General features: G+C 69.9%; 23 protein-coding genes and 1 riboswitch. Of the genes, 12 read left to right on the top strand and 11 right to left on the bottom strand.

Annotated elements, in window-relative coordinates; genetic code table 11:
• Nucleotides 1–78 precede the first annotated feature (78 nt).
• Nucleotides 79–834: a decaprenylphospho-beta-D-erythro-pentofuranosid-2-ulose 2-reductase gene (locus RBJ65_RS03160; RefSeq protein WP_306317671.1), complete on the top strand. Its 756-nt coding sequence runs from the start codon at nucleotides 79–81 to the stop codon at nucleotides 832–834.
• A gap of 21 nt (nucleotides 835–855) precedes the next feature.
• Here RBJ65_RS03160 and RBJ65_RS03155 read toward each other — a convergent pair whose 3' ends face one another.
• A complete protein-coding gene (locus RBJ65_RS03155) occupies nucleotides 856–1,440 on the bottom strand; it encodes a 2'-5' RNA ligase family protein (RefSeq protein ID WP_306317670.1) in 585 nt (194 codons plus the stop codon).
• Between the two features lie 67 nt (nucleotides 1,441–1,507).
• The gene (gene trpS, locus RBJ65_RS03150; RefSeq protein WP_306317669.1) at nucleotides 1,508–2,524 is read right to left on the bottom strand and encodes a tryptophan--tRNA ligase; all 1,017 of its coding nucleotides are present in this window, start codon (nucleotides 2,522–2,524) and stop codon (nucleotides 1,508–1,510) included.
• Nucleotides 2,525–2,683: 159 nt separating this feature from the next.
• Between trpS and RBJ65_RS03145 the strand changes: the two genes are divergently transcribed.
• Complete coding sequence (locus RBJ65_RS03145; RefSeq protein ID WP_306317668.1) at nucleotides 2,684–3,334, top strand: hypothetical protein; 651 nt, start codon at nucleotides 2,684–2,686, stop codon at nucleotides 3,332–3,334.
• A 200-nt stretch (nucleotides 3,335–3,534) separates the two neighbouring features.
• On the opposite strand, the gene RBJ65_RS03140 is transcribed toward RBJ65_RS03145, so the two are convergent.
• Complete coding sequence (locus RBJ65_RS03140; protein WP_306317667.1) at nucleotides 3,535–4,977, bottom strand: glycine hydroxymethyltransferase; 1,443 nt, start codon at nucleotides 4,975–4,977, stop codon at nucleotides 3,535–3,537.
• A gap of 31 nt (nucleotides 4,978–5,008) precedes the next feature.
• A riboswitch (ZMP/ZTP riboswitch) is annotated at nucleotides 5,009–5,095 on the bottom strand.
• 122 nt (nucleotides 5,096–5,217) lie between these two features.
• Between RBJ65_RS03140 and rocD the strand changes: the two genes are divergently transcribed.
• Nucleotides 5,218–6,423: an ornithine--oxo-acid transaminase gene (rocD, locus tag RBJ65_RS03135; RefSeq protein WP_306317666.1), complete on the top strand. Its 1,206-nt coding sequence runs from the start codon at nucleotides 5,218–5,220 to the stop codon at nucleotides 6,421–6,423.
• Nucleotides 6,424–6,454: 31 nt separating this feature from the next.
• On the opposite strand, the gene RBJ65_RS03130 is transcribed toward rocD, so the two are convergent.
• The 3 genes from RBJ65_RS03130 to RBJ65_RS03120 all read right to left on the bottom strand — a co-directional run bounded on the left by RBJ65_RS03130 (nucleotide 6,455) and on the right by RBJ65_RS03120 (nucleotide 9,562).
• The gene (locus RBJ65_RS03130) at nucleotides 6,455–7,657 is read right to left on the bottom strand and encodes a glutathionylspermidine synthase family protein (RefSeq protein WP_306317665.1); all 1,203 of its coding nucleotides are present in this window, start codon (nucleotides 7,655–7,657) and stop codon (nucleotides 6,455–6,457) included.
• Between the two features lie 16 nt (nucleotides 7,658–7,673).
• Entirely contained in the window at nucleotides 7,674–8,072 is a 399-nt protein-coding gene (locus RBJ65_RS03125) for a hypothetical protein (RefSeq protein WP_306317664.1), read from the bottom strand.
• Between the two features lie 68 nt (nucleotides 8,073–8,140).
• Nucleotides 8,141–9,562 (bottom strand): PLP-dependent aminotransferase family protein, encoded by a 1,422-nt coding sequence (locus RBJ65_RS03120; RefSeq protein ID WP_306317663.1) that lies wholly within the window; start codon nucleotides 9,560–9,562, stop codon nucleotides 8,141–8,143.
• Between the two features lie 46 nt (nucleotides 9,563–9,608).
• Here RBJ65_RS03120 and RBJ65_RS03115 point away from each other — a divergent pair, with 46 nt between their 5' ends.
• From RBJ65_RS03115 to RBJ65_RS03085, 7 genes are all read left to right on the top strand, one after another.
• Nucleotides 9,609–10,112: a carboxymuconolactone decarboxylase family protein gene (locus RBJ65_RS03115; RefSeq protein ID WP_306317662.1), complete on the top strand. Its 504-nt coding sequence runs from the start codon at nucleotides 9,609–9,611 to the stop codon at nucleotides 10,110–10,112.
• Nucleotides 10,109–10,558, top strand: coding sequence for a carboxymuconolactone decarboxylase family protein (locus tag RBJ65_RS03110; RefSeq protein ID WP_372341214.1), 450 nt, complete (start codon nucleotides 10,109–10,111; stop codon nucleotides 10,556–10,558). Before RBJ65_RS03115 ends, RBJ65_RS03110 begins: the two co-directional genes overlap by 4 nt.
• On the top strand, nucleotides 10,552–11,277 hold the full coding sequence (locus tag RBJ65_RS03105) for an isocitrate lyase/phosphoenolpyruvate mutase family protein (protein WP_306317660.1): 726 nt from the start codon (nucleotides 10,552–10,554) through the stop codon (nucleotides 11,275–11,277). The genes RBJ65_RS03110 and RBJ65_RS03105 overlap by 7 nt, the downstream gene beginning before the upstream one ends.
• A 97-nt stretch (nucleotides 11,278–11,374) precedes the next feature.
• Nucleotides 11,375–11,530 (top strand): hypothetical protein, encoded by a 156-nt coding sequence (locus tag RBJ65_RS03100; protein ID WP_306317659.1) that lies wholly within the window; start codon nucleotides 11,375–11,377, stop codon nucleotides 11,528–11,530.
• Nucleotides 11,531–11,603: 73 nt separating this feature from the next.
• Nucleotides 11,604–11,879 carry a hypothetical protein gene (locus RBJ65_RS03095; protein ID WP_306317658.1) on the top strand — a complete coding sequence of 92 codons (276 nt, stop codon included), beginning with the start codon at nucleotides 11,604–11,606 and terminating at the stop codon, nucleotides 11,877–11,879.
• Nucleotides 11,880–11,922: 43 nt separating this feature from the next.
• Nucleotides 11,923–12,621 (top strand): hypothetical protein, encoded by a 699-nt coding sequence (locus RBJ65_RS03090; RefSeq protein WP_306317657.1) that lies wholly within the window; start codon nucleotides 11,923–11,925, stop codon nucleotides 12,619–12,621.
• Nucleotides 12,622–12,652: 31 nt separating this feature from the next.
• On the top strand, nucleotides 12,653–12,937 hold the full coding sequence (locus tag RBJ65_RS03085) for a hypothetical protein (protein WP_306317656.1): 285 nt from the start codon (nucleotides 12,653–12,655) through the stop codon (nucleotides 12,935–12,937).
• Nucleotides 12,938–13,130: 193 nt separating this feature from the next.
• On the opposite strand, the gene RBJ65_RS03080 is transcribed toward RBJ65_RS03085, so the two are convergent.
• Nucleotides 13,131–13,559, bottom strand: coding sequence for an ATP-binding protein (locus tag RBJ65_RS03080; protein WP_306317655.1), 429 nt, complete (start codon nucleotides 13,557–13,559; stop codon nucleotides 13,131–13,133).
• A gap of 146 nt (nucleotides 13,560–13,705) precedes the next feature.
• Here RBJ65_RS03080 and RBJ65_RS03075 point away from each other — a divergent pair, with 146 nt between their 5' ends.
• Together RBJ65_RS03075 and RBJ65_RS03070 are read left to right on the top strand one after the other, a co-directional pair.
• A complete protein-coding gene (locus RBJ65_RS03075) occupies nucleotides 13,706–14,512 on the top strand; it encodes a helix-turn-helix transcriptional regulator (protein ID WP_306317654.1) in 807 nt (268 codons plus the stop codon).
• On the top strand, nucleotides 14,509–14,760 hold the full coding sequence (locus RBJ65_RS03070; RefSeq protein WP_306317653.1) for a DUF397 domain-containing protein: 252 nt from the start codon (nucleotides 14,509–14,511) through the stop codon (nucleotides 14,758–14,760). Before RBJ65_RS03075 ends, RBJ65_RS03070 begins: the two co-directional genes overlap by 4 nt.
• 19 nt (nucleotides 14,761–14,779) lie before the next feature.
• On the opposite strand, the gene RBJ65_RS03065 is transcribed toward RBJ65_RS03070, so the two are convergent.
• From RBJ65_RS03065 to RBJ65_RS03050, 4 genes are read right to left on the bottom strand one after another with little or no spacing between them, the layout of a single operon-like run.
• Nucleotides 14,780–15,751: an ABC transporter substrate-binding protein gene (locus RBJ65_RS03065; RefSeq protein WP_306317652.1), complete on the bottom strand. Its 972-nt coding sequence runs from the start codon at nucleotides 15,749–15,751 to the stop codon at nucleotides 14,780–14,782.
• Entirely contained in the window at nucleotides 15,748–17,712 is a 1,965-nt protein-coding gene (locus RBJ65_RS03060; RefSeq protein WP_306317650.1) for a proline/glycine betaine ABC transporter permease, read from the bottom strand. The genes RBJ65_RS03065 and RBJ65_RS03060 overlap by 4 nt, the downstream gene beginning before the upstream one ends.
• Entirely contained in the window at nucleotides 17,712–19,139 is a 1,428-nt protein-coding gene (locus RBJ65_RS03055; RefSeq protein ID WP_372341213.1) for a betaine/proline/choline family ABC transporter ATP-binding protein, read from the bottom strand. The genes RBJ65_RS03060 and RBJ65_RS03055 overlap by 1 nt, the downstream gene beginning before the upstream one ends.
• Nucleotides 19,139–20,680, bottom strand: coding sequence for a GMC family oxidoreductase (locus RBJ65_RS03050; protein ID WP_306317649.1), 1,542 nt, complete (start codon nucleotides 20,678–20,680; stop codon nucleotides 19,139–19,141). Before RBJ65_RS03050 ends, RBJ65_RS03055 begins: the two co-directional genes overlap by 1 nt.
• Nucleotides 20,681–20,700: the final 20 nt, after the last annotated feature.

The following is a 20,700-nucleotide window of genomic DNA, read 5'->3' as shown; positions in this document are numbered from 1 at the left end:
CACCGCCACTGGATCCGTGACGCCCGGATCCGTGACGCCTGGATCCGTGACCCTCAACTTCCTCTCCTGGAGCCCTCGTTGAAAGACGCCTTCGGCATCCCCCAGTCCCTGCTCGTCCTCGGCGGCACCTCCGAGATCGCGCTCGCGACGGCCCGCAGGCTCGTCGCGCGCCGCACCCGCACGGTGTGGCTCGCGGGCCGCCCCTCCCCCGCCCTCGAAGCGGCGGCGGCGCAGTTGCGCGCGCTCGGCGCCGACACCCGCACCGTCGCCTTCGACGCCCTGGACTCCGCCTCCCACGAGGAGACGCTCGGCAAGCTGTTCACCGACGGCGACATCGACATGGTGCTGCTCGCGTTCGGCATCCTCGGCGACCAGGCCCGCGACGAGGACGACCCGATGGCCGCGGTGCGCGTCGCCCAGACCAACTACACGGGCGCCGTCTCCGCGAGCCTCGTGTGCGCGCGGGCCCTGCAGGAGCAGGGCCACGGTTCGCTCGTCGTGCTGTCGTCGGTGGCGGGCGAGCGGGCCCGCCGCATCAACTTCATCTACGGCTCCAGCAAGGCGGGCCTCGACACGTTCACGCAGGGCCTCGGGGACGCGCTGCACGGCACGGGCGTGCACGTGATGGTCGTACGCCCCGGCTTCGTACGCTCGAAGATGACGGCCGGGCTCGCCGAGGCCCCGCTGACGACGACGCCCGAGGCGGTGGCGCGGGCCATCGAGACGGGGCTGCGGCGCAGGTCGGAGACGGTGTGGGTGCCGGGGGCGCTGCGCCTGGTGATGTCCGGGCTCCGGCATGTGCCGCGCCCGGTGTTCCGCCGCCTCCCGGTCTGATCCCTACGAAGGTACGAGGGGTCAGCCGGCGGGCAGCTTGGGCCCGCGCGTCGTACGGCCGGAGGTCTGCGCGGGCAGCGCCGACGTGCCGAAGGCGAAGTCCCGCAGCTTGCGCCAGACCCCGTCGGACCCCTGCTCGTAGAGCGCGAATCCGGTGCAGGCCCAGGCCGCCTCGTACTCGGCGAGCTCCGCGTACGCGCGGTCCATCGACTCCTCGTCGATGCCGTGCGCGACGGTGACGTGCGGGTGGTACGGGAACTGCAGCTCGCGGGCGACGGGCCCGGACGCGTCCCGCACCTGCTTCTGCAGCCAGGTGCAGGCCTCGGCGCCCTCGACGACCTGCACGAACACGACGGGTGACAGCGGCCGGAAGGTGCCGGTGCCGGACAGCCGCATCGCGAACGGCCGCCCGCCGGACGCGACTTCCTCCAGGTGCGCCTCGATCGCGGCGAGGTCGCCGCCGTCCACCTCGGTCGGCGGGAGCAGGGTGATGTGCGTGGGAATGCCGTGCGCCGCGGCGTCGCCGAAGCCCGCGCGCCGCTCCTGGAGCAGGCTGCCGTGAGGCTCCGGGACCGCGATCGAGACACCGATCGTTACGGTCCCCACGTCATACTCCTGTCGTCGTGTGGCGGGCAGTTGGCATCGCGCACGTATCGCGTACCTACGGGACGCTTCAGTGCTTGGCGGGCAGGAAGCCGACCTTGTCGTAGGCCTGGGAGAGGGTCTCGGCGGCGACGGCCCGCGCCTTCTCCGCGCCCTTGGCCAGGATCGAGTCCAGCGTCTCCGGGTCGTCCAGATATTCCTGGGTGCGGGTCCGGAACGGGGTCACGAAGTCCACCATGACCTCGGCCAGGTCCGTCTTCAGCGCACCGTACATCTTGCCCTCGTACTTCTTCTCCAGTTCCGGGATACCGGCACCGGTGAGGGTGGAGTAGATGGTGAGCAGGTTGCTGACGCCCGGCTTGTTCTCGGCGTCGTAGCGGATGACCGTGTCGGTGTCGGTGACGGCGCTCTTGACCTTCTTCGCGGTGGCCTTCGGCTCGTCGAGCAGGTTGATGAGGCCCTTCGGCGTGGACGCCGACTTGCTCATCTTGATCGACGGGTCCTGAAGGTCGTAGATCTTCGCCGTCTCCTTGAGGATGTACGGCGCCGGGAGCGTGAACGTGTCGCCGAAGCGGCCGTTGAAGCGCGTCGCGAGATCGCGGGTCAGCTCGATGTGCTGCCGCTGGTCCTCACCGACCGGAACCTGGTCGGCCTGGTAGAGCAGGATGTCGGCGACCTGCAGCACCGGATACGTGAAAAGGCCGACACTCGCCCTGTCGGCGCCCTGCTTCGCCGACTTGTCCTTGAACTGCGTCATGCGGCCCGCCTCGCCGAAGCCGGTGAGGCAGTTCATCACCCAGGCCAGCTGCGCGTGCTCCGGGACGTGGCTCTGCACGAACAGCGTGCAGCGCTCCGGGTCGAGACCGGCGGCGAGCAGCTGCGCGGCGGCGAGCCGGGTGTTCGCCCGCAGCTCCTTCGGGTCCTGCGGCACGGTGATCGCGTGCAGGTCCACGACCATGTAGAAGGCGTCGTGGGACTCCTGGAGCGCCACCCACTGGCGGACCGCCCCGAGGTAGTTCCCGAGGTGGAACGAGCCGGCGGTGGGCTGGATTCCGGAGAGCACACGAGGGCGAACGTCAGAGGCCATGTGGCTCATTGTCTCAGGTGCCACGCACAGCTCCGCAGCGGCCAAAGGTCCTGTGACCTTCCGTGGCCGATCGGTGGTCGACCTGGTCGTTGTCAGTGGCCGCCGGTAGCTTTGACGGTGTGGCGGGAGTCACGTGGGGGCGCGTCGACGGGGGTGGCGATGGCGATGTGGTGCGTACGAAGGGGTGGGCTGCTGCTGGCCGTGGTGACGCTCCTGTGGCTGTGTGCGCCATGGGCACACGCCCGCCCTACGGACCCCGGCGGCATGGACCTGCCCGACCTGGCGGTGGTGATCAGCGGCGCCGGCGCCGGCCGCTCGGTCACGATCGAACCCGACGACCCCGACTTCACCCGCCTTGAACGCTTCACGACCCACTTCGACACGGTGACGGAGCGGGTGCCTCAGGCGTGGCAGGAGGGGCGGTACCCGCCGGTGGTCGGGACGGTCGTCTGGGGGCTGACCGGGGTGGGCGGCTGGCCGCAGACCCACCGCGCGCCCGGCACGGACACCGCGATCGAACGCCAGGACCAGATATTCCTCGCCGACGACGGCACGCCGTGGATCCGCACGGACCCCGCCGTGGACACGGTCGACGACGACTTCCGCTGGCACCACGCCTCCCGCGCCGACTTCGACCGCCTGGCGGGCTCGGGCCTCTTCGCCCCAGGGCCCCGGCCGCGCTCGGACCACAAGGTGCGGTGGGCGCTGATCGGCGCGGGCGCGGGCTTCGCTCTGGCGCTCGCGCCGACATGGCTCCGCCGGTTCCGCCACCCCCTCCGGGAACCCCACCAGCAACTGGTCGACGTCTGACGCCCCCGGAGGGGGCGGGCTTTCAAGCCCCGGCGGTGGACGACCACAACCCAGCCCCGCCGGCGTTTGAGGCGCGGGGTCCGGGGCGGAGCCCCGATCTTTCCAGCCCCGCCGGCGTTTGAGGCGCGGGGTCCGGGGCGGAGCCCCGGGGCGTGGGAGGAAGGGGGCCGCAACCCTCCTCCTCCCACCCCGGCAGGGGATCAGCCCAGGTCGATCTGCCCGTACAGCGGGAACCCGGCGAGGAGGTCGGCCGCACGGCGGGCGACCTCGTCCGCGATCTTCGGGTCCAGGACGTGGCTCGCCTTCGACACGGCGCCGGACTTCGTCACCCCCGGCTCCGCCGCCCCCAACACCCGGTCCATCAGCCCCGCGATCTCATCCATCTCACCCACACCCAACCCCCGCGTGGTCAACGCCGGCGTACCGATCCGAATCCCGGACGTGTACCACGCCCCGTTCGGATCCGCCGGAATCGCGTTCCGGTTCGTGACGACCCCGGAATCGAGCAGCGCGGCCTCCGCCTGCCGCCCGGTGAGCCCGTACGAGGAGGCCACGTCGATGAGGTTGAGGTGGTTGTCCGTGCCACCGGTGACGAGCGTCGCGCCCCGCCGCACCAACCCCTCCGCCAACGCCCGCGCATTGTCCACGATGCGCCCCGCGTAGTCCTGGAACGCCGGCTGCCGCGCCTCCGCGAGCGCGACCGCCTTCGCCGCCATGACGTGCGGCAACGGCCCCCCGAGCACCATCGGGCAGCCCCGGTCGACCTGATCCTTGAGCGAGTCGTCGCACAGCACCATGCCGCCGCGCGGCCCCCGCAACGACTTATGGGTCGTCGTCGTCACGATCTGCGCGTGCGGCACCGGATCGAAGTCACCGGTCAGCACCTTGCCCGCCACAAGACCCGCGAAGTGCGCCATGTCGACCATGAGCGTCGCGCCCACCTCGTCGGCGATCTCCCGCATGATCCGGAAGTTCACGAGCCGCGGGTACGCCGAGTACCCGGCGACGATGATCAGCGGCTTGAACTCACGGGCCTGCGCCCGCAGCGCCTCGTAGTCGATGAGCCCGGTTGCGGGGTCGGTCCCATAAGACCGCTGGTCGAACATCTTGCCGCTGATGTTCGGCCGGAACCCGTGCGTGAGGTGACCGCCGGCGTCCAGCGACATGCCGAGCATCCGCTGGTTGCCGAAGGCGTTCCGCAGCTCGGCCCAGTCCGCCTCGCTGAGGTCGTTGATCTGCCGGGCGCCCGCCTTCTCCAGGAACGGCGCCTCGACCCGGTCGGCGAGCACGGCCCAGAAGGCGACGAGGTTCGCGTCGATCCCGGAGTGCGGCTGCACATACGCGTGCCGCGCCCCGAACAGCTCGCGGGCGTGCTCCGCGGCAACCGACTCAACAGTGTCGACATTGCGGCACCCCGCGTAGAAACGGCGCCCGACCGTCCCCTCCGCGTACTTGTCGCTGAACCAGTTGCCCATGGTCAGCAGCGTCGCCGGGGACGCGTAGTTCTCGGACGCGATCAGCTTGAGCATCTCGCGCTGGTCGGTGAGTTCCTGGCCGATGGCGTCGGCGACGCGCGGCTCGACGGCGCGCACGACGTCGAGCGCGGCGCGGTACGCGATGGATTCAGGGGTGAGGTCGTTCATGGGGCAGCCTCCGGACACGGTCGGTTCACGGTTGGTCGGCCCAGGCGCACGGCACACACTGCTCGGGCCGCTCCCCGATGGTCGATCCCATCCCAGCGCGCCAGTCACGGCCCTGCCCTCACAGTACCGGGCGCGGCGCACGGCGAGGTTTCCACGTCCACATCCCGAGCGACGATAGGAAGAGGCCACAAGCCCGCCGCCCTACGCAGAGCGTCATGAGCCGCGACGAACGGAGACCCCGTGAGTGCCACCGAAACCGCAATCGCCCTCGCCGACGAGCACAGCGCGCACAACTACCACCCGCTCCCCGTCGTCGTCGCCACCGCAGAGGGCGCGTGGATGACGGACGTCGAGGGGCGGCGCTACCTCGACATGCTCGCCGGCTACTCGGCGCTCAACTTCGGGCACGGCAACCGCCGGCTCATCGAGGCCGCGAAGGCCCAGCTGGAGCGGGTGACGCTGACCTCGCGGGCGTTCCACCACGACCGGTTCGCCGCGTTCTGCACCCAGCTCGCCGAGCTGTGCGGGATGGAGGCGGTACTGCCGATGAACACGGGCGCCGAGGCCGTCGAGACGGCCGTGAAGACCGCCCGCAAGTGGGGCTACCGCGTCAAGGGCGTGCCGGACGGCCGCGCCAGGATCGTGGTCGCGAGCGACAACTTCCACGGCCGTACGACGACGATCGTCAGCTTCTCCACCGACGAGGAGGCCCGCGCCGACTTCGGCCCGTACACGCCGGGCTTCGACATCGTCCCGTACGGGGATCTGGCCGCGCTGCGCGCCGCGGTCACGGACGACACGGTGGCGGTGCTGCTCGAACCGATCCAGGGCGAGGCGGGGGTACTGGTCCCGCCGCCCGGATACCTCGCGGGCGCACGGGAGTTGACCCGCGAGCGGAACGTCCTGCTCATCGCCGACGAGATCCAGTCGGGCCTCGGCCGCACCGGCCGTACCTTCGCGTGCGAGCACGAGGGCGTCGTGCCGGACATGTACGTACTGGGCAAGGCGCTCGGCGGCGGCGTCGTGCCGGTGTCGGCCGTGGTGTCGAGCAAGGCGGTGCTCGGGGTGTTCCGGCCGGGCGAGCACGGCTCGACGTTCGGCGGAAACCCGCTGGCCTGCGCGGTCGCCCTGGAGGTGATCGCGATGCTGCGCACCGGCGAGTTCCAGGAGCGGGCCACGGAGCTGGGCGAGCATCTGCACGCCGAGCTGGGCCTGTTGACGGGGACCGGGAAGGTCACCGAGGTGCGCGGGCGCGGGCTGTGGGCGGGCGTCGACATCGACCCGTCGTTCGGTACGGGCCGGGAGATCTCGGAGAAGCTGATGGACCGCGGGGTCCTGGTGAAGGACACCCACGGTTCCACGATCCGGATCGCCCCGCCGCTGGTGATCAGCAAGGACGACCTGGACTGGGGCCTCGCTCAGCTCCGCTCGGTCCTCGGCGCCTAGGACCGGGCCCAGGGTCCTTCCATCAGGGCCCTCACAGGATGACGTGGGGCAGGAAACGGGCGTATTCGTCCGTCACCAGTCCCGCCGACTCCCGGATGCCGAGACCGGCCGCCTCGTCCTCGACGACCCACGCGCCGAGGACGACGCGGTTCCCGTCGAAGTCGGGAAGCGGCTCCAACTGCTGGTAGCAGCACGGCTCTTCGGCGGCAGCCGCCCCCGGGGAGGTGTCGCCGGGCCCATGGATCGTGACGCCCGCCCCCTCCCGCCCGAGCAGCGGCTTCGATACGTAGCCGGGGCCGCCCGGGTCCGCGAGTTCACGCGGCCCGTCGAGATAGGCGGGCAGCAGGTTCGGATGGTCCGGATACAGCTCCCACAACACAGCCAGCAACGCCTTGTTGCTGAGCAGCATCTTCCAGGCGGGCTCGATCCACATCGTCGTACCCGTGCCGCCGCCGTTGTCGAGGCCGGCCAGGACGTGCGGGGCGAACGCGTCGGAGGTCAGCCACTCCCACGGGTAGAGCTTGAAACAGCTGCGGATGAACCGGAGTTGGTTGTCGACGAAGCGTTCGGAGAGGCTGTCCCAGCCGATCTCCTCCATGGAGATCCAGTCGGTGTCCAGGCCCGCCTGCTCGGCGGTCTCCTTCAGATAGCCGACGGTCATCAGGTCCTCGCCGAGCTCGTCGGCCGAGGAGTGCGCGAAGTAGAGCGGGCTGCCGGGCGGCAGCAGCGCGGCCTGCTTCTTCCAGGCGTCGACGAGCCGCTCGTGCAGCGAGTTCCACTGGTCGGCGCCGGGGAACCGCTCCTCCATCCAGAACCACTGCGGCGACGCGGCCTCCACCAGCGAGGTCGGGGTGTCGGCGTTGTACTCCAGCAGCTTCGCGGGGCCGCCCCCGCCGTCGTACCGCAGGTCGAACCGGCCATAGACGGACGGGAGTTCGGCCCGCCGCTGCCACGCCTCCGCGACCGCCGCGGCGACCCGTGGATCGGTGATCCCGAGGTCGGCGAAGCGGTCGTGGCGGACGATGTGCTCGGCCGCGGCGAGGCACATGCGGTGCAGTTCCTCGACGACCTCCTCCAGCGCCTCGACCTCGGGCAGGGAGAACTCGTAGTAGGCGCTCTCGTCCCAGTACGGGCGCAGCGAGTCGTCGGGGTAGCGGGTGAGCGGGTAGATGAGCCCCTGCTCCTCGACGGTCTGCTGCCAGCCGGGGCGCGGGGTGATGGTGTGTCGCTTCATCAGTGTCTCCGGGGGCTCAGCCGCCGGAGCTTCCGCCCTTGCCGCCGCCGCTGCCGAAGCCGCCGCGCTTGACGCCGCCTCCGCCCGAGGGCTTGCTGAAGGAGCCGCCGCCGACGCGGGCGCCCTTCTTGGAACCGCCGTAGTACCAGCCGCCGTTGACCGAGGACTTGCCGGTCGAGGACGAGGTCGACTTGCAGTACTTGTCGGAGACGACCTTGTAGCCCTTGCCCGCGTTGTAGCTGTTGCGGTCGATGCAGCGCTTGTCGACGTCCGAGCCCGAGCCCGACGAGCAGGCGGTGAGCGCGGCGGCCAGCAGGCCGACGCCGCCGAGGGCGACGGTGCCGGAGCGCATCCGTCGCTGTGTGGCGGCGTTGTTGCTGCCGTCGTTCTTGCCGTCGTTCTTGCCGTCCGTCATGAAGAAATCCCCCGTTGTTCTACGTTGTTCTACGTAGCTCTACGTATACGTACATGGTCCCGGGCCCCTCAGGGCAGGACGCGGCACAGCGTATCCAACGCGCCCGGCCACGCATGGTCGGGCGGGGTGCCATAGCCGACGACCAGGGCATCCACCGGATCCCCGGCCTCCGGGGCGCGCTCGTGCCGGAAGGCGGACAGGCCCGCGACGCCGAGGCGCTGCCAGGCGGCGGCCTGCACCACGGACCGCTCGGTGCCCGGCGGGAGTTGGAGCACGGCGTGCAGCCCGGCCGCGATGCCGGTGGCGCGCACGGCCGGGGCGCGCACGGCGAGGGCGGCGACGAGCTGGTCGCGGCGGCGCCGGTAGCGCAGCCGGGCGGCGCGCACATGACGGTCGTACGCCCCGGATCCGAGGAACTCGGCGAGGGTGAGCTGATCGAGGACGCCGCAGGACCAGTCGGTGTGCCCCTTGGCGGCGACGACCTCGTCGACGAGCGCGGCGGGCAGCACCATCCAGCCGAGCCGCAGCCCGGGGGCGAGCGACTTGCTCGCGGTACCGAGATAGACGACACGATCCGGGTCAAGGCCCTGGAGCGCGCCGACGGGCTGCCGGTCGTAGCGGAACTCACCGTCGTAGTCGTCCTCCAGGATCAGCGAACCGGTGCGCCGCGCCCAGTCGACGACGGCGGCACGACGGCTGGGGTGGAGGGCGACACCCAGGGGGAACTGATGGGCGGGCGTGAGCAACACAGCCCCTTCCCCACTCCCCAACTCACCCACATCCGCGCCCAGTTCATCAATCGGCAACGGCCGGGTACGCAGCCCCGCCCTAGCCAGACAGTCCCAGTGCAGATCGAGCCCGTACGACTCCACGGCCACGTCCCGCACACCGCGCCCGTGCAGCACCTCGCCGAGCAGGATCATCCCCTGGACGAATCCGGCGCAGACGACGATCCGCTCCGGTGACGCCTGGACGCCGCGGGCGCGGGCGAGGTAGTCGGCGAGGGCGGCGCGCAGTTCGGGGCGGCCGCGGGGGTCGCCGTAGCCGAGGGCCTCGTTCGGGGCGGCGGTGAGGGCGCGGCGGGCGGCCTTCAGCCACTCGGCGCGCGGGAAGGAGGCGAGGTCGGGGCGGCCGGGGTGGAGGTCGTAGCGGTGGCCGCCGAAGGGGACGCGGTTCGTGGCGGGCGCCGGGGTCGGCGCCCGCCCCGGGCGTTCGGCGACCCGGGTGCCGGAGCCCTGCCGGGCGGTGAGCCAGCCCTCGGCGACGAGGTCGGCGTAGGCGTCGGCGACGGTGTTGCGGGCGAGGCCGAGGTCGGCGGCGAGGGTACGGGAGGCGGGCAGCCGGGTCCCGGGGGCGAGCCGCCCGCCACGTACGGCCTCACGGAGCGCGTCGGTGAGCCCACGACGTACGCCCCCGGAGGTACCGGGATCGAGATGCAGATCGATGCCGAGCGCCCGCCCGGACACCGAATTGGCCCAAGATTCTTCCACGTAAATGGACCATACCGGAGCGCCAATTCCCGCGTACGGTCAAAGCATGACGAACAAGAACAACGAGACCCCCACGTACGCCCACGAGCACACCCCCCGCCTGGACTGGCACCGGCACGCACCGGAGGTCTTCAAGGCGATGATCCGGCTGGACGCCGCCGCCCGCGCCGGCCTGGACCCCAAGATCGCCGAACTGATCAAGGTCCGCGCCTCGCAGCTGAACCGCTGCGCGCTCTGCCTCGACATGCACAGCAAGGACGCGCTCGCGGCGGGCGAGAGCGTCGAGCGGATCATCCAGCTCAGCGCGTGGGAGGAGTCGAAGCACTACTACACGGAGAAGGAGATCGCCGCTCTCGAACTGACCGAGGCGATCACCGTCCTCACCGACGGCTTCGTACCGGACGAGGTCTACGAGAAGGCGTCCAAGCTCTTCGACGAGCAGGAACTCACCCAACTGATCGCGGCGATCACGGTCATCAACGCCTGGAACCGCTTCGGCGTCTCCACCCGCCAGTCGCCGGGCCACTACACCCCGGGCGACTTCAAGTGACAGTGCGCACAAGGAAGTTGGACGCAGAGGTCCGGTCGGCGATGCAGTCGCTCAGCGCGGCGGCGAAAAAGGGCCTCGCCGACCCGGCCCTCACGGAACTGGTCTCGATCCGCGCGTCGCAGCTCAACCAGTGCGCGTTCTGCCTGGACATGCACGTGGACATCGCGGTGGAGAAGCACGGCGAGAGCGCGAAACGCATCGCACTCCTCTCGGCCTGGCGCGAGTCCGGCGACGCTTTCAACGACCGGGAAAAGGCTGCACTCGCCCTGACGGAGGCCATTACGCTCCTGACCGACGGTTACGTCCCCGACGAGGCGTACGACGCGGCGGCCAAGCACTTCACGGAACCGGAGTTGGCCCACCTGATCGCGACGATCGCGGTGATCAACAACTGGAACCGGCTGATGGTGAGCCGCCGCATCGAGCCAGGAGGCCCCGCATGGTGAATCAGGCAACCACATTCCGCGCCCTGCACCACGACCGCTCCCCCGGCGACCCCCTCGTCCTCCCCGGCCCCTGGGACGCGGCCAGCGCCCGCGTCTTCGAGGAGGCCGGCTTCCCCGCCCTCGCGACGCCGAGCGCGGGCATCGCGGCGTCCCTCGGCTACGAGGACGGCTCGACGCCCGCCGACGAAATGTTCGCGGCGATCCGCCGCATCGTGCGCGCGGTATCGGTCCCGGTGTCGGCGGACATCGAGAGCGGCTACGGCCTCCCGCCGAAGGAACTGGTGGAACGCCTCCTGGAAACGGGCGCGGTCGGCTGCAACCTGGAGGACTCGAACCACGCGACGGCTGCCCTCAAGCCGGCGCAGGCGCAGGCGGATTGGCTGTCGGAGTTCCGCTCACTGGCAGGCGACCGGATCGTCCTGAACGCCCGCATCGACACGTTCATCCGCGGCGCCGCGAACCCGATCGACGAGGCCGTGTCCCGCGCCCACCTCTACATCGCCGCGGGCGCGGACTGCGTCTACCCGATCGGCGCCCCACCGGAAGCCCTCCCCACCCTGCGCTCCCGCATCGAGGGCCCCATCAACGTGGGCGCCCCACCCGGCGGCCCTTCCCTGCGCGAGTGGGGCGAACTGGGCGCGACGCGGATCACGTTCGGGCCGGGGTTGCAGCGGCGGGCGATGGGGGCGGTGCGGGAGATCGCGGAGGGGTTGGGGTAGGAGTCGTCGGGCGGACGGGAGGCAGGCAGCCGACGTTCCGGCTTACGCCGAGCAGACTTCCCAACAGTCGGCGCCCCTTACCGAGAAGTGGGCCGCGATGTCCGACGACGAGCGCGAAGCGCTCGCGGCGGAGGGTGAGCAGAGCATCGCGGAGCAGGGACGACAGGCGAACGACGAGCGTCACGCAGAGCACGCGGAGCGTCCGGTAACCGGCAAGTCACGCCACGACGGCAGCGGTTGGTCGCTCTACTGACGGCTCCTCGCCTCAGGGATACCGCCATCCGACGCACGCTCCACTCACATCATGCACATCGAACGGGGGGCACATGAGCTTTCGTGTGGACGCAGACGCCGTCGACGGCTTCGGCAAGCTGGTGGGCCGAGCCGCCAAAGGCGGCGCGGAAGCAATGTCGTATGTGGGCAAGTATGCACAAATCGACACTATGGGGGGTGGGTCCCTGTGGGACCTCGTCGCCGGCGAGCACGACCAACATGTCGCCGACGCCCGGAAGGCGTTGAGCAAGGTCAAGAGCATCCTCGAGTCCTCAGGAGGTGAACTGACACGCTCCGCCGATTACTACCGACAGACCGACCAAGCCTGACGGGGCCAGCGGCAATCCACTCGCCGAGTACGGGTCGGGGCACGTGGACGAATTCAAGATGAGCCCGGTGCAGAAGACGTTCGGCACCGCCCTCGACCTCGGCAGCCCTTCGGCCATGGCAGTGGAGGCGTCCAAACTCCTCTTCGGCTTCGACCCTTTCGGCGAGGTGACCAACTGGGTCATCGGGGACTGGAACGGATACAACGACTGCTCCGACGTCTGGGGCAATCTCGCCGCATTCTGCGAATCCAGCGCCACCAACCTACGCAAGGGCAACCGGACCGTGGGGCTGACCTGGGACGGCAACGCCGCAGACACGGCGACGGTGTACTTCGAGGAGTTCGCCAAAAAGCTCGACCAACTCCACGAGACCTTCGACTCCCTCAAGGATGCCTACGCACGTGGCGCTCAACTGGCCTTCCAACTTGCCGAGTTCCTGAAGGGCTGGCTGGTGCTCTTCTGTGATGCCCTGGTCATCTGGATGATCAACATGGCCTCTGCGGCAGCCGTCAACGCGCTCCCCGTCGGAGGGCAGGTGGCTTCCGCTGCCATGTTCGCGCTGGCCGCCGCGCAAGCGTTGCGCATCATGAAGATGTGGGCCGAGGCCTCCATCATGTTCGACACGATCTCGCAGGCGATGAACCTTGTCGCCCTAGGGATCTCCGGAGCGGTTGCAGGGTTCTCATCAGTGGACGGCTTCCCTGAAGTGGGCCGCGGGTCCTATGACAATCGCGCGGTATAACCGTCGCTGAAGGGTTGAGGAGATACACGGCATGAGTTTCTTCGGCGACGACCCCGCTCTCGACAGGTGGCTCGTGAGCGGGCGCATCCTGAACGTCGGCGCGGTGCCCGTGTACTGGGTGCTCCTCTTCTTCTTCATCAAGGAGGAAGGGTGGCACTTCAGCTTTCTGGTCGCCGCCCTCCTCCCACCGATCGCCGCCCTTCTGGCCCTTCGGGGCCACCGCGAGGTTCGCCCCGGCCTGACGGCCGCGGGGATGGCCCTGGCCGTCGGCACCCTTCCCTTGATGGTGTGGCTGGCCATGCTCGAGGGGCGATGACCTTCGGGGGCATCAGGATCTGTGACGGCTAGAGCCCTTCTGACGGATCAGGCTGGATGCGGGAGGCCGCATATTTCGGCCGCGACTCCGGCAAGATCCGTCAGAAGGGCCCTAACCCCAATCCCTTCGGCGTTAGGCGTCACAGTCACCTTCCCTGCGACCTCCGCGAGCCGGTTCAGCCGGTTCAGCCGGTTCAGCCGGTTCCATCCACACCGTGTGGGTGGGCGAGTTCGAACCAGACCACCTTGCCCACGCCCGTTTCGCGCTCCCGCGCACCCCACTCGTCCGCGAGCAGCGCCACCAGGGCCAGGCCCCGGCCCGACTCGTCCTCCGGCGAAGGCGTACGGGGCACGGGGAGGGTGTCGCCCGCGTCCGTGACCTGGATCCGGAGGCGGTCGTCCGTCAGGACGGCGCGGGTCCAGATCTCGCGGCCCGCCGGGGTCCTCGCGTGCCGGTAGGCGTTGGTCAGGAGTTCGCTGAGGAGGAGTTCGGCCGTGTCCGTCAGCTCCTCCGGCAACGCCCACGACGCCGCCTGTTCCCGGAACAGGCGGCGTGCCCTCCCTACGCTGCGCGCGTGGCGCGGCAGGCGCCATTCGATGTCCTGGGGGAGTTTCGTCTGCATGCGCGGTCGTTCCTTGCGTGGGGGTGGGCGGCTCGGATTGCCGAGTTCACCGTCCCGGGTCGCGCATGGCTTCAGAGAGTAACGGCGGGGGTACTAAGGGAAGTTGTACCCGTCGGGCTGTCGGCGGGTGGGCGGCGGAGGTGTGCATGTCGGCAGAGATCAATCTCGCGTGGCGGTACTGCGGCAGCCAGATCAAGCTGTGGCGTTCCGAGGCCGGCGTGGACCGCGAAATACTGGCCAAGGAGGCCGGTTACGGCTGCGAGTACGTGAAGTCCATGGAGAACGGGCGCCGAAAGCCGACGCTGCGGCTGCTCCAGATCGCCGACCAACTGTGCGGTGCGGGCGGGAAGATCGTCGCCGCCCAGGAGTACCTGAAACCGGAGGCGCACCCGCAACGGTCGCAGGAGTTCATGGCGTTGGAGAAGGACGCCATCGCCATCAGTTCGTACGAGCCGCTGCTGATTCCCGGGCTGCTTCAAGCGCCCGAGTACGCACGGGCGTTGATCGGCGCGAGTTCGCCGCCGCTCGACGACGAGGCCGTCGAGGAACGGGTCACCGGGCGGCTCAAGCGGCAGGAGGCGCTGACCGTGCGGACGGGCGTCATGTTCAGCTTTGTGCTGTTCGAGGCGGCGCTGCGGGCGCAGGTGGGCGGGCGTGAGGTCATGGAGCGGCAGCTCCAACGCCTGTTGGAGCTGGGCGAGTTGAGGAACGTATCGATTCAGGTACTGCCGTTCGGGCGGGCGTACGGCGTCGCGCTCCGCGGTGCCGTCGCCGTCTTGGAGACCGTCGACCACGAGCACTATGCGTACGTGGAGGGGCCCGAGACCAGCACCCTGTACGCCGATGCGAACAAGGTGAGTGCACTCACTCGTGCCCATGACATGATCCGCATGCACGCGCTCAGCCCCGAGGATTCGGCCGACTTCATCAGAAAGGTGGCGCGGGAACTGTGAACGCCGACCTGACGTGGTTCAAGTCCAGTTACAGCGACAGCGAGGGCAGCAACTGCCTCGAAGTCGCCCTGGAATGGCGGAAGTCCAGTTACAGCGACGACCAAGGCGGCAACTGTCTCGAAGTCGCCGCCTGCGCCTCCCGCATCCACGTCCGCGACTCCAAGCTCGGCGGCGAAGGGCCCACCTTCGCCGCCACCGCTTCCGCCTGGAACGCGTTCCTGGCGGCGCACACCCGCGCCGCCAGGTAACGCACACCCCGCCCAGCGCCTAGCGACTCGGCATCCAGCGCTGCCAGACCTTGCGGTTCTCCGCGACCCAGCGCTTCGCCGCCTCGTCCGGGGTCAGGCCCTTGCCTGCGATGAGGAGGGAGACCTGGCTCTGCTGGGTGCCGGTCCAGCGGAAGTTCCGGAGGAACCTCGCCGCGTCGCTGCCGGTGCCGGCGAAGTCGGCGTTGAGGTACTTCTGGAGTTCCAGCGTCGGGTACGCGCAGCGCACCGCGTCCGCGTCGTCCTCGCAGCCCTCCGTGTACTTGGGGAGCTTGACCTCCGTCATGGGGACCTGCGAGAAGAACCAGTGGGGGCGGTTCAGGTACATCATGAAGGGCTTGCGCACCTTCGCGAACTGCTTGACCTGGGTGAGCTGGGCGGCCTCCGAGCCGGCGAAGACGACCTGGAAGTCCAGGTCGAGGTTCTTCACCAGCGCCTTGTCGTACGTGAAGTAGGACGGCGAGCCGTCGAGGAGTTGGCCCTTGCCGCCGGACTCGGCGGTGGCGAACTCCTTCGCGTACTTGTTGAGGTTGCGCCAGTCCGTGATGTCCGGGTTCTTCTCGGCGTAGTACGTCGGGACGAACCAGCCGATGTGACCGATGACGCCGAGGCCGCCGCCGGAGACGATCGTCTTCTTCTCCTTGACGTACAGCTGCTCCTGGTCGGGGTGGCCCCAGTCCTCCATGATCGCGTCGACGCGGCCCTGGCTGAGGGCGTCCCAGGCGGGGACCTCGTCGACCTGGACGATGTCGACGCGGTAGCCGAGCTTCTCCTCCAGGAGGTACTTCGCGACGTAGGAGTTGGCGGAGGCGCCGACCCAGGACTGGACGGAGATCGTGACCGTCTTGGCGCCCGCGGCATTCGCGTACGGGGACGTCTGCTTGGTCATGTCGACGCCGCCGCAGCCGGAGAGGGCGACCCCTGCCCCCGCTCCGAACAGCGCGCCCATGAACGTACGACGGGATGCGCTCATCGGGACGTCCTCCTTTCCGTGGGCTGCGTGACCCGGTCGAGCATCAGGCCCAGGCAGACGATCGCGACGCCCGCGACGAGGCCGGTCGCCAGGTCGCCCTGGCCGAGGCCCGCGACGACTTCGTAGCCGAGCGCGCCGCCGCCGACGAGGCCGCCGATGATGACGACGGCGAGGACCAGGACGACGCCCTGGTTCACGGCGAGCAGCAACGAGGGGCGGGCGAGCGGGAGTTGGACCTTGAGGAGCTGCTGGCGGGTCGTGGCGCCGAGGGAGCGCGAGGACTCCATCGCCGCCGGGTCGACCTGGCGCAGGCCCTGCGTGGTGATGCGGATGACCGCGGGCAGCGAGTACACGACCGCCGCGCAGGCGGCCGGGGCGCGGCCGACGCCGAAGAGGGCGACCACGGGGATCAGGTACACGAACTGCGGCATCGTCTGGCACACGTCGAGGACGGGGCGCAGGACGCGTTCGACGCGCTTGCTGCGGGCCGCGCCGATACCGATGGCGACGCCGAGCACGAGGGTGACCGCCACGGCCGCGATGACCTGCGAGAGCGTGTCGAGGGACTGCTCCCAGACGCCCAGGCCGCCGATGACCGCCATCGCGACGACGGCGGTCAGCGCGGTGCGCCAGGTGCCGATCAGCCACGCGAGCACGGCGACGATGAACAGCACGCCCCACCAGGGGAGGGAGGTGAGGCCGTCGCGGATCGGGTTGAGGATCCAGGTCGTGAAGTTGCCCGCCCACACGTTGGTGCCGCCGAAGAACGGGACGCCGGAGTAGAGGTGGTTCGTCATCCAGTCGACGGCGGAGTTGACCGGGTCGGCGATGTCCGCGACCCAGCTCGTCGGCCAGTCGAGGCGGCCCGCGACACGGCCCACGACCGACACGACCACGGCGCCGACGGCGACGGCGAGTACGTCCCACCACTTCGAGTACGCCGAGACCGAACCGCCGCCCCCGAGGCGTGCGCCCGCCGCGCCCGTGACGCGGTCGAGGACGACCGCGAGCAGCACGATCGGGATACCGGCGGCGAGCGCCGCGCCGACGTCGACGGAGGCGAGCGCCTGGTAGACGCGGTCACCGAGGCCGCCCGCGCCGATGACGGAGGCGATGACGGCCATCGACAACGCCATCATGATCGTCTGGTTGACCCCGAGGAGCAGCTCCTTGCGGGCCAGCGGGAGGCGCGCGCTCAGCAGCCGCTGCCGGGCGTTGGCGCCGAGCGAGGTGACGGCCTCCATGACGCCGCCGTCGGCGCCGCGCAGGCCGAGCGCCGTGAGGCGGGCCATCGGCGGAGCGGCGTAGACGACCGTCGCGAGGACGGCGGCCGGGACGCCGATGCCGAAGATCAGCGTCATGGGGAGGAGGTACGAGAAGGCGGGGAGCACCTGCATGGTGTCGAGTACCGGGCGCAGCACCCTGAAGACGCGCTCGCTGAGTCCGCCCGCGAGCCCCAGCAGGGCACCGATCACGACGGACGCGGCGACCGCCACGATCATCAGGGCGAGCGTCTGCATCGTCGGCACCCACATGCCGAGCCCGCCGCACAGCAGGAACGCGACAGCGGTTCCGACGGCGAGCCGCCAGCCCGCGATCCGCCACGCGATGAGGCCCGCGGCGGCGGTCACCCCGGCCCAGCCTGCGGCGAGGAGCAGCAGGTAGACGGCGCGCACGGAGACGACGACGGCTTCGCTGATGTAGCCGAAGAAGTACGTGAAGAGGGGGCTGGTGTCCCGGTGGTCGACGATCCACGTGCTGACCTCGCCGAGCGGCTTCGTCAGGTCGACGGTGAGCGCGTGCGGCCAAGTGCCGCTGCCCCACTTGGCGTTGGCGAGCGGCACGAGGATCGCTGCCGCGACGACGAGCATGGCGATCTTGCCCAGCGCGCGATTGCGCACCAGGGCACTGACCCGGCCCCCCGCACCTTCGCCCGGACCGGCCGTTACAGCGGCAGCCATCACTCGGCCCCCTCGTCCGAGGCCGACGCCCGGGGCCTCTCGCCCCCCGCTTCGGCGGGCAATTCAAGCCCCGCTTCGGCGGGCAATTCAAGCCCCGCTTCGGCGGGCAATTCAAGCCCCGCTTCGGCGGGCACATCAAGCCCCGGTTCAGCGGGCACATCAAGCCCCGGTTCGGCGGACATATCAAGCCCCTGCGGCGATTGAGCAGCGGGGTCCGGGGCAGAGCCCCGCGGCGTAGGCACGGTGCCGGGCTTATCAAGCCCCGCCGGCGATTGAGGCGCGGGGTCCGGGGCGGAGCCCCGCGGCGTAGGGGACGTGCCCGCAATGACACTCAAGAGCCGCTCGTGGTCGACCACACCGACACACTCACCGGCACCATCCACCACCCGCACCGCAAACCCGCTGGAAGCAACCGCCTCGATCGCCGCCGAAACAGTCGCCTCCGGCGCGATCGACGGCCCCCGGTCGACCTCGTCCTCGTCGGCGGGCCGCATCGCATGCCGCACCGACAGGACCTGCTCACGCGGCACGTCCTGTACGAACTCCCGGACGTAGTCGTCCGCCGGCGACCCGACGATCTCCTCGGGCGTGCCGAGCTGCACGACACGGCCGTCGCGCATGAGCGCGATCCGGTCACCGAGCCGCAGCGCCTCGCTCAGGTCGTGCGTAATGAAGACCATCGTGCGGCCCTCCTCACGGTGCAGCCGCACGACCTCCTCCTGCATGTCACGCCGGATGAGCGGGTCGAGCGCGCTGAACGGCTCGTCGAACAGCAGCACTTCGGGGTCCACGGCCAGCGCCCGCGCAAGCCCCACGCGCTGCTGCTGACCACCGGACAACTGCCCGGGGCGACGCGACTCAAGACCGTCCAGGCCCACCTTCGCCACGACCTCCGCCGCCTTCGCCCGCCGCTCGGCGCGGCCGACGCCCTGAATCTCCAGGCCGTACGCGACGTTGTCGAGGACCGTGCGGTGCGGAAGCAGCCCGAAGTGCTGGAAGACCATCGCCGCGCGGTGGCGGCGCAGCTCCCGCAACCGCGACTTGTCCATGCCGAGGACGTCCTCGCCGTCGATCTCCAGCGTCCCGGACGTCGGCTCGATGAGCCGGGTCAGACACCGTACGAGCGTCGACTTGCCGGAACCCGACAGGCCCATGACAACGAAGACCTCGCCCCGCTTCACGTCGAACGAGACATCGCGCACGGCGGCCGTGCAGCCGGTCTTCGCCCGCAGTTCGGCGGCGCTCAGATCGGCCAACTCGGCCTGCCCCGGGACCCGTTCGGCCTTCGGCCCGAAGACCTTCCACAGATTCCGCACGGCGAACACGGCCTCGGAACCGGACCCGTCCCCGGCCCCGGCCCGCTTGTCCGCACCTGCACCCGTACCCGTACCCGTACCTGTACCCGCCTCAGACACAGTCGCGCTCATCACGCATCACCACCCAGCAGCTCGGCGCACTTCTCCCCGACCATGAGCACCCCGATCATCGGGTTCACCGCGGGCATCGTCGGGAAGACGGACGCATCGGCAATACGGAGGGAGCCCAGCCCGCGCACCTTCAACTCGGGGTCCACCACGGCGAGTTCATCGGTCGCCGCACCCATTCGGCAAGTACCGGCCGGGTGGTAGACGGTGTGCGCGACCTTACGTGCGTACTCGCTGATCGCCTCGTCGTCGGTGACGTCCGGGCCGGGGCACACCTCGCGCTTGAGCCAGCCGGCCAGCGGCTCGGTCTTGGCGATCTCGCGGGCGATCTTGATGCCGTCGACGAGGGTGTTGCCGTCGTAGTCGTCCTCGTCCGTGAAGTAACGGAAGTCGAGGGCCGGCTTGACCTCGGGATCGGCACTCGTCAGGTACACCCGTCCGCGGCTCTTCGGCTTCGGGATGTTCGGCGTCATCGACACCCCGTGCTCCGGCTGTACGTAGCCGAGGCGCTCCGGGTTGTCCGTGAACGGGATTTGGTAGAAGTGGAACATCAGGTCCGGACCGGCCGCTTCCGGGTCCCGCTGGATGAACAGACCCGCATCGCTGTCCATCGCGCTGTTCTCGGGGATCGGCCCGTTCGTCTCCCAGACGATGACCGACTCCGGGTGGTCGAGCAGGTTCTCGCCGACGCCCGGCAGGTCGTGCAGGACCGGGATGCCGAGGGCTTCGAGGTCGACCTTCGGGCCGATGCCGGAGTGCATGAGCAGGCGCGGGGTGTCGACGGCGCCGGCGCACACGAGGACCTCGTTGCGCGCGGATATGAGCGTCTCCACGCCGTCCTTGCCGCGCACCCGCACGCCGCGCGCGGTCAGCCCGTCGTCGGTGGCGTCGAACTCCAGCTTGTACGCCCAAGTCTCAAGCAGCAGCGTCAGGTTGGGGCGGTCGCCCGCCTCCATGTGCGGGTGCAGGTACGCCACCGACGCCGACGAACGCTTGTTGTTCTCGGGGTGGTACGACAGGTCGAAGAAGCCGACGCCGTCCTTGAACGGGCCCTTGTTGAAGCCCTCGACGCGCGGCACGCCGGTCGCCGCCTGCGCGGCCTCGACGAAGTCGCTGGCGATCGCGTTCCGGTCCTTCGCGTCGACCGGCACGATGTTGTTGCGCAGCTTGGCGAAGTACGGGTCCATCGCCTTGTGGTCCCAGCCCTCGGCGCCCGCGGCCGCCCACTCGTCCCAGTCGCCCGGCAGCGGCTTGAACGAGATGAGCGTGTTGTGCGAGGAGCAGCCGCCGAGCACCTTGGCGCGGCTGTGCAGGATGTGCGAGTTGCCGCGCGGCTGCTCGGTGGTCGTGTAGCCGTAGTCGAGGTCACCGCCGAGCAGGCCGAGCCAGCGGCGCAGCGTCAGCACGTCGTCGCGGTCGATGTCGCTGGGGCCGCCCTCGATGACGGCGACGGTGACGTCCGGGTTCTCGGTGAGGCGTGACGCGATCACCGATCCGGCCGTGCCACCACCAACGATGACGTAGTCGTAGGTGTTTTCGGACATGACTCAACTCCAAGCAATCC

Origin of the sequence: Streptomyces sp. KL109B (assembly GCF_030766935.1) — a bacterium.
Taxonomy (GTDB): domain Bacteria; phylum Actinomycetota; class Actinomycetes; order Streptomycetales; family Streptomycetaceae; genus Streptomyces.
The sequence above is the reverse complement of the archived record's forward strand: the minus strand, read 5'-3'. Positions and strand labels throughout refer to the sequence as shown.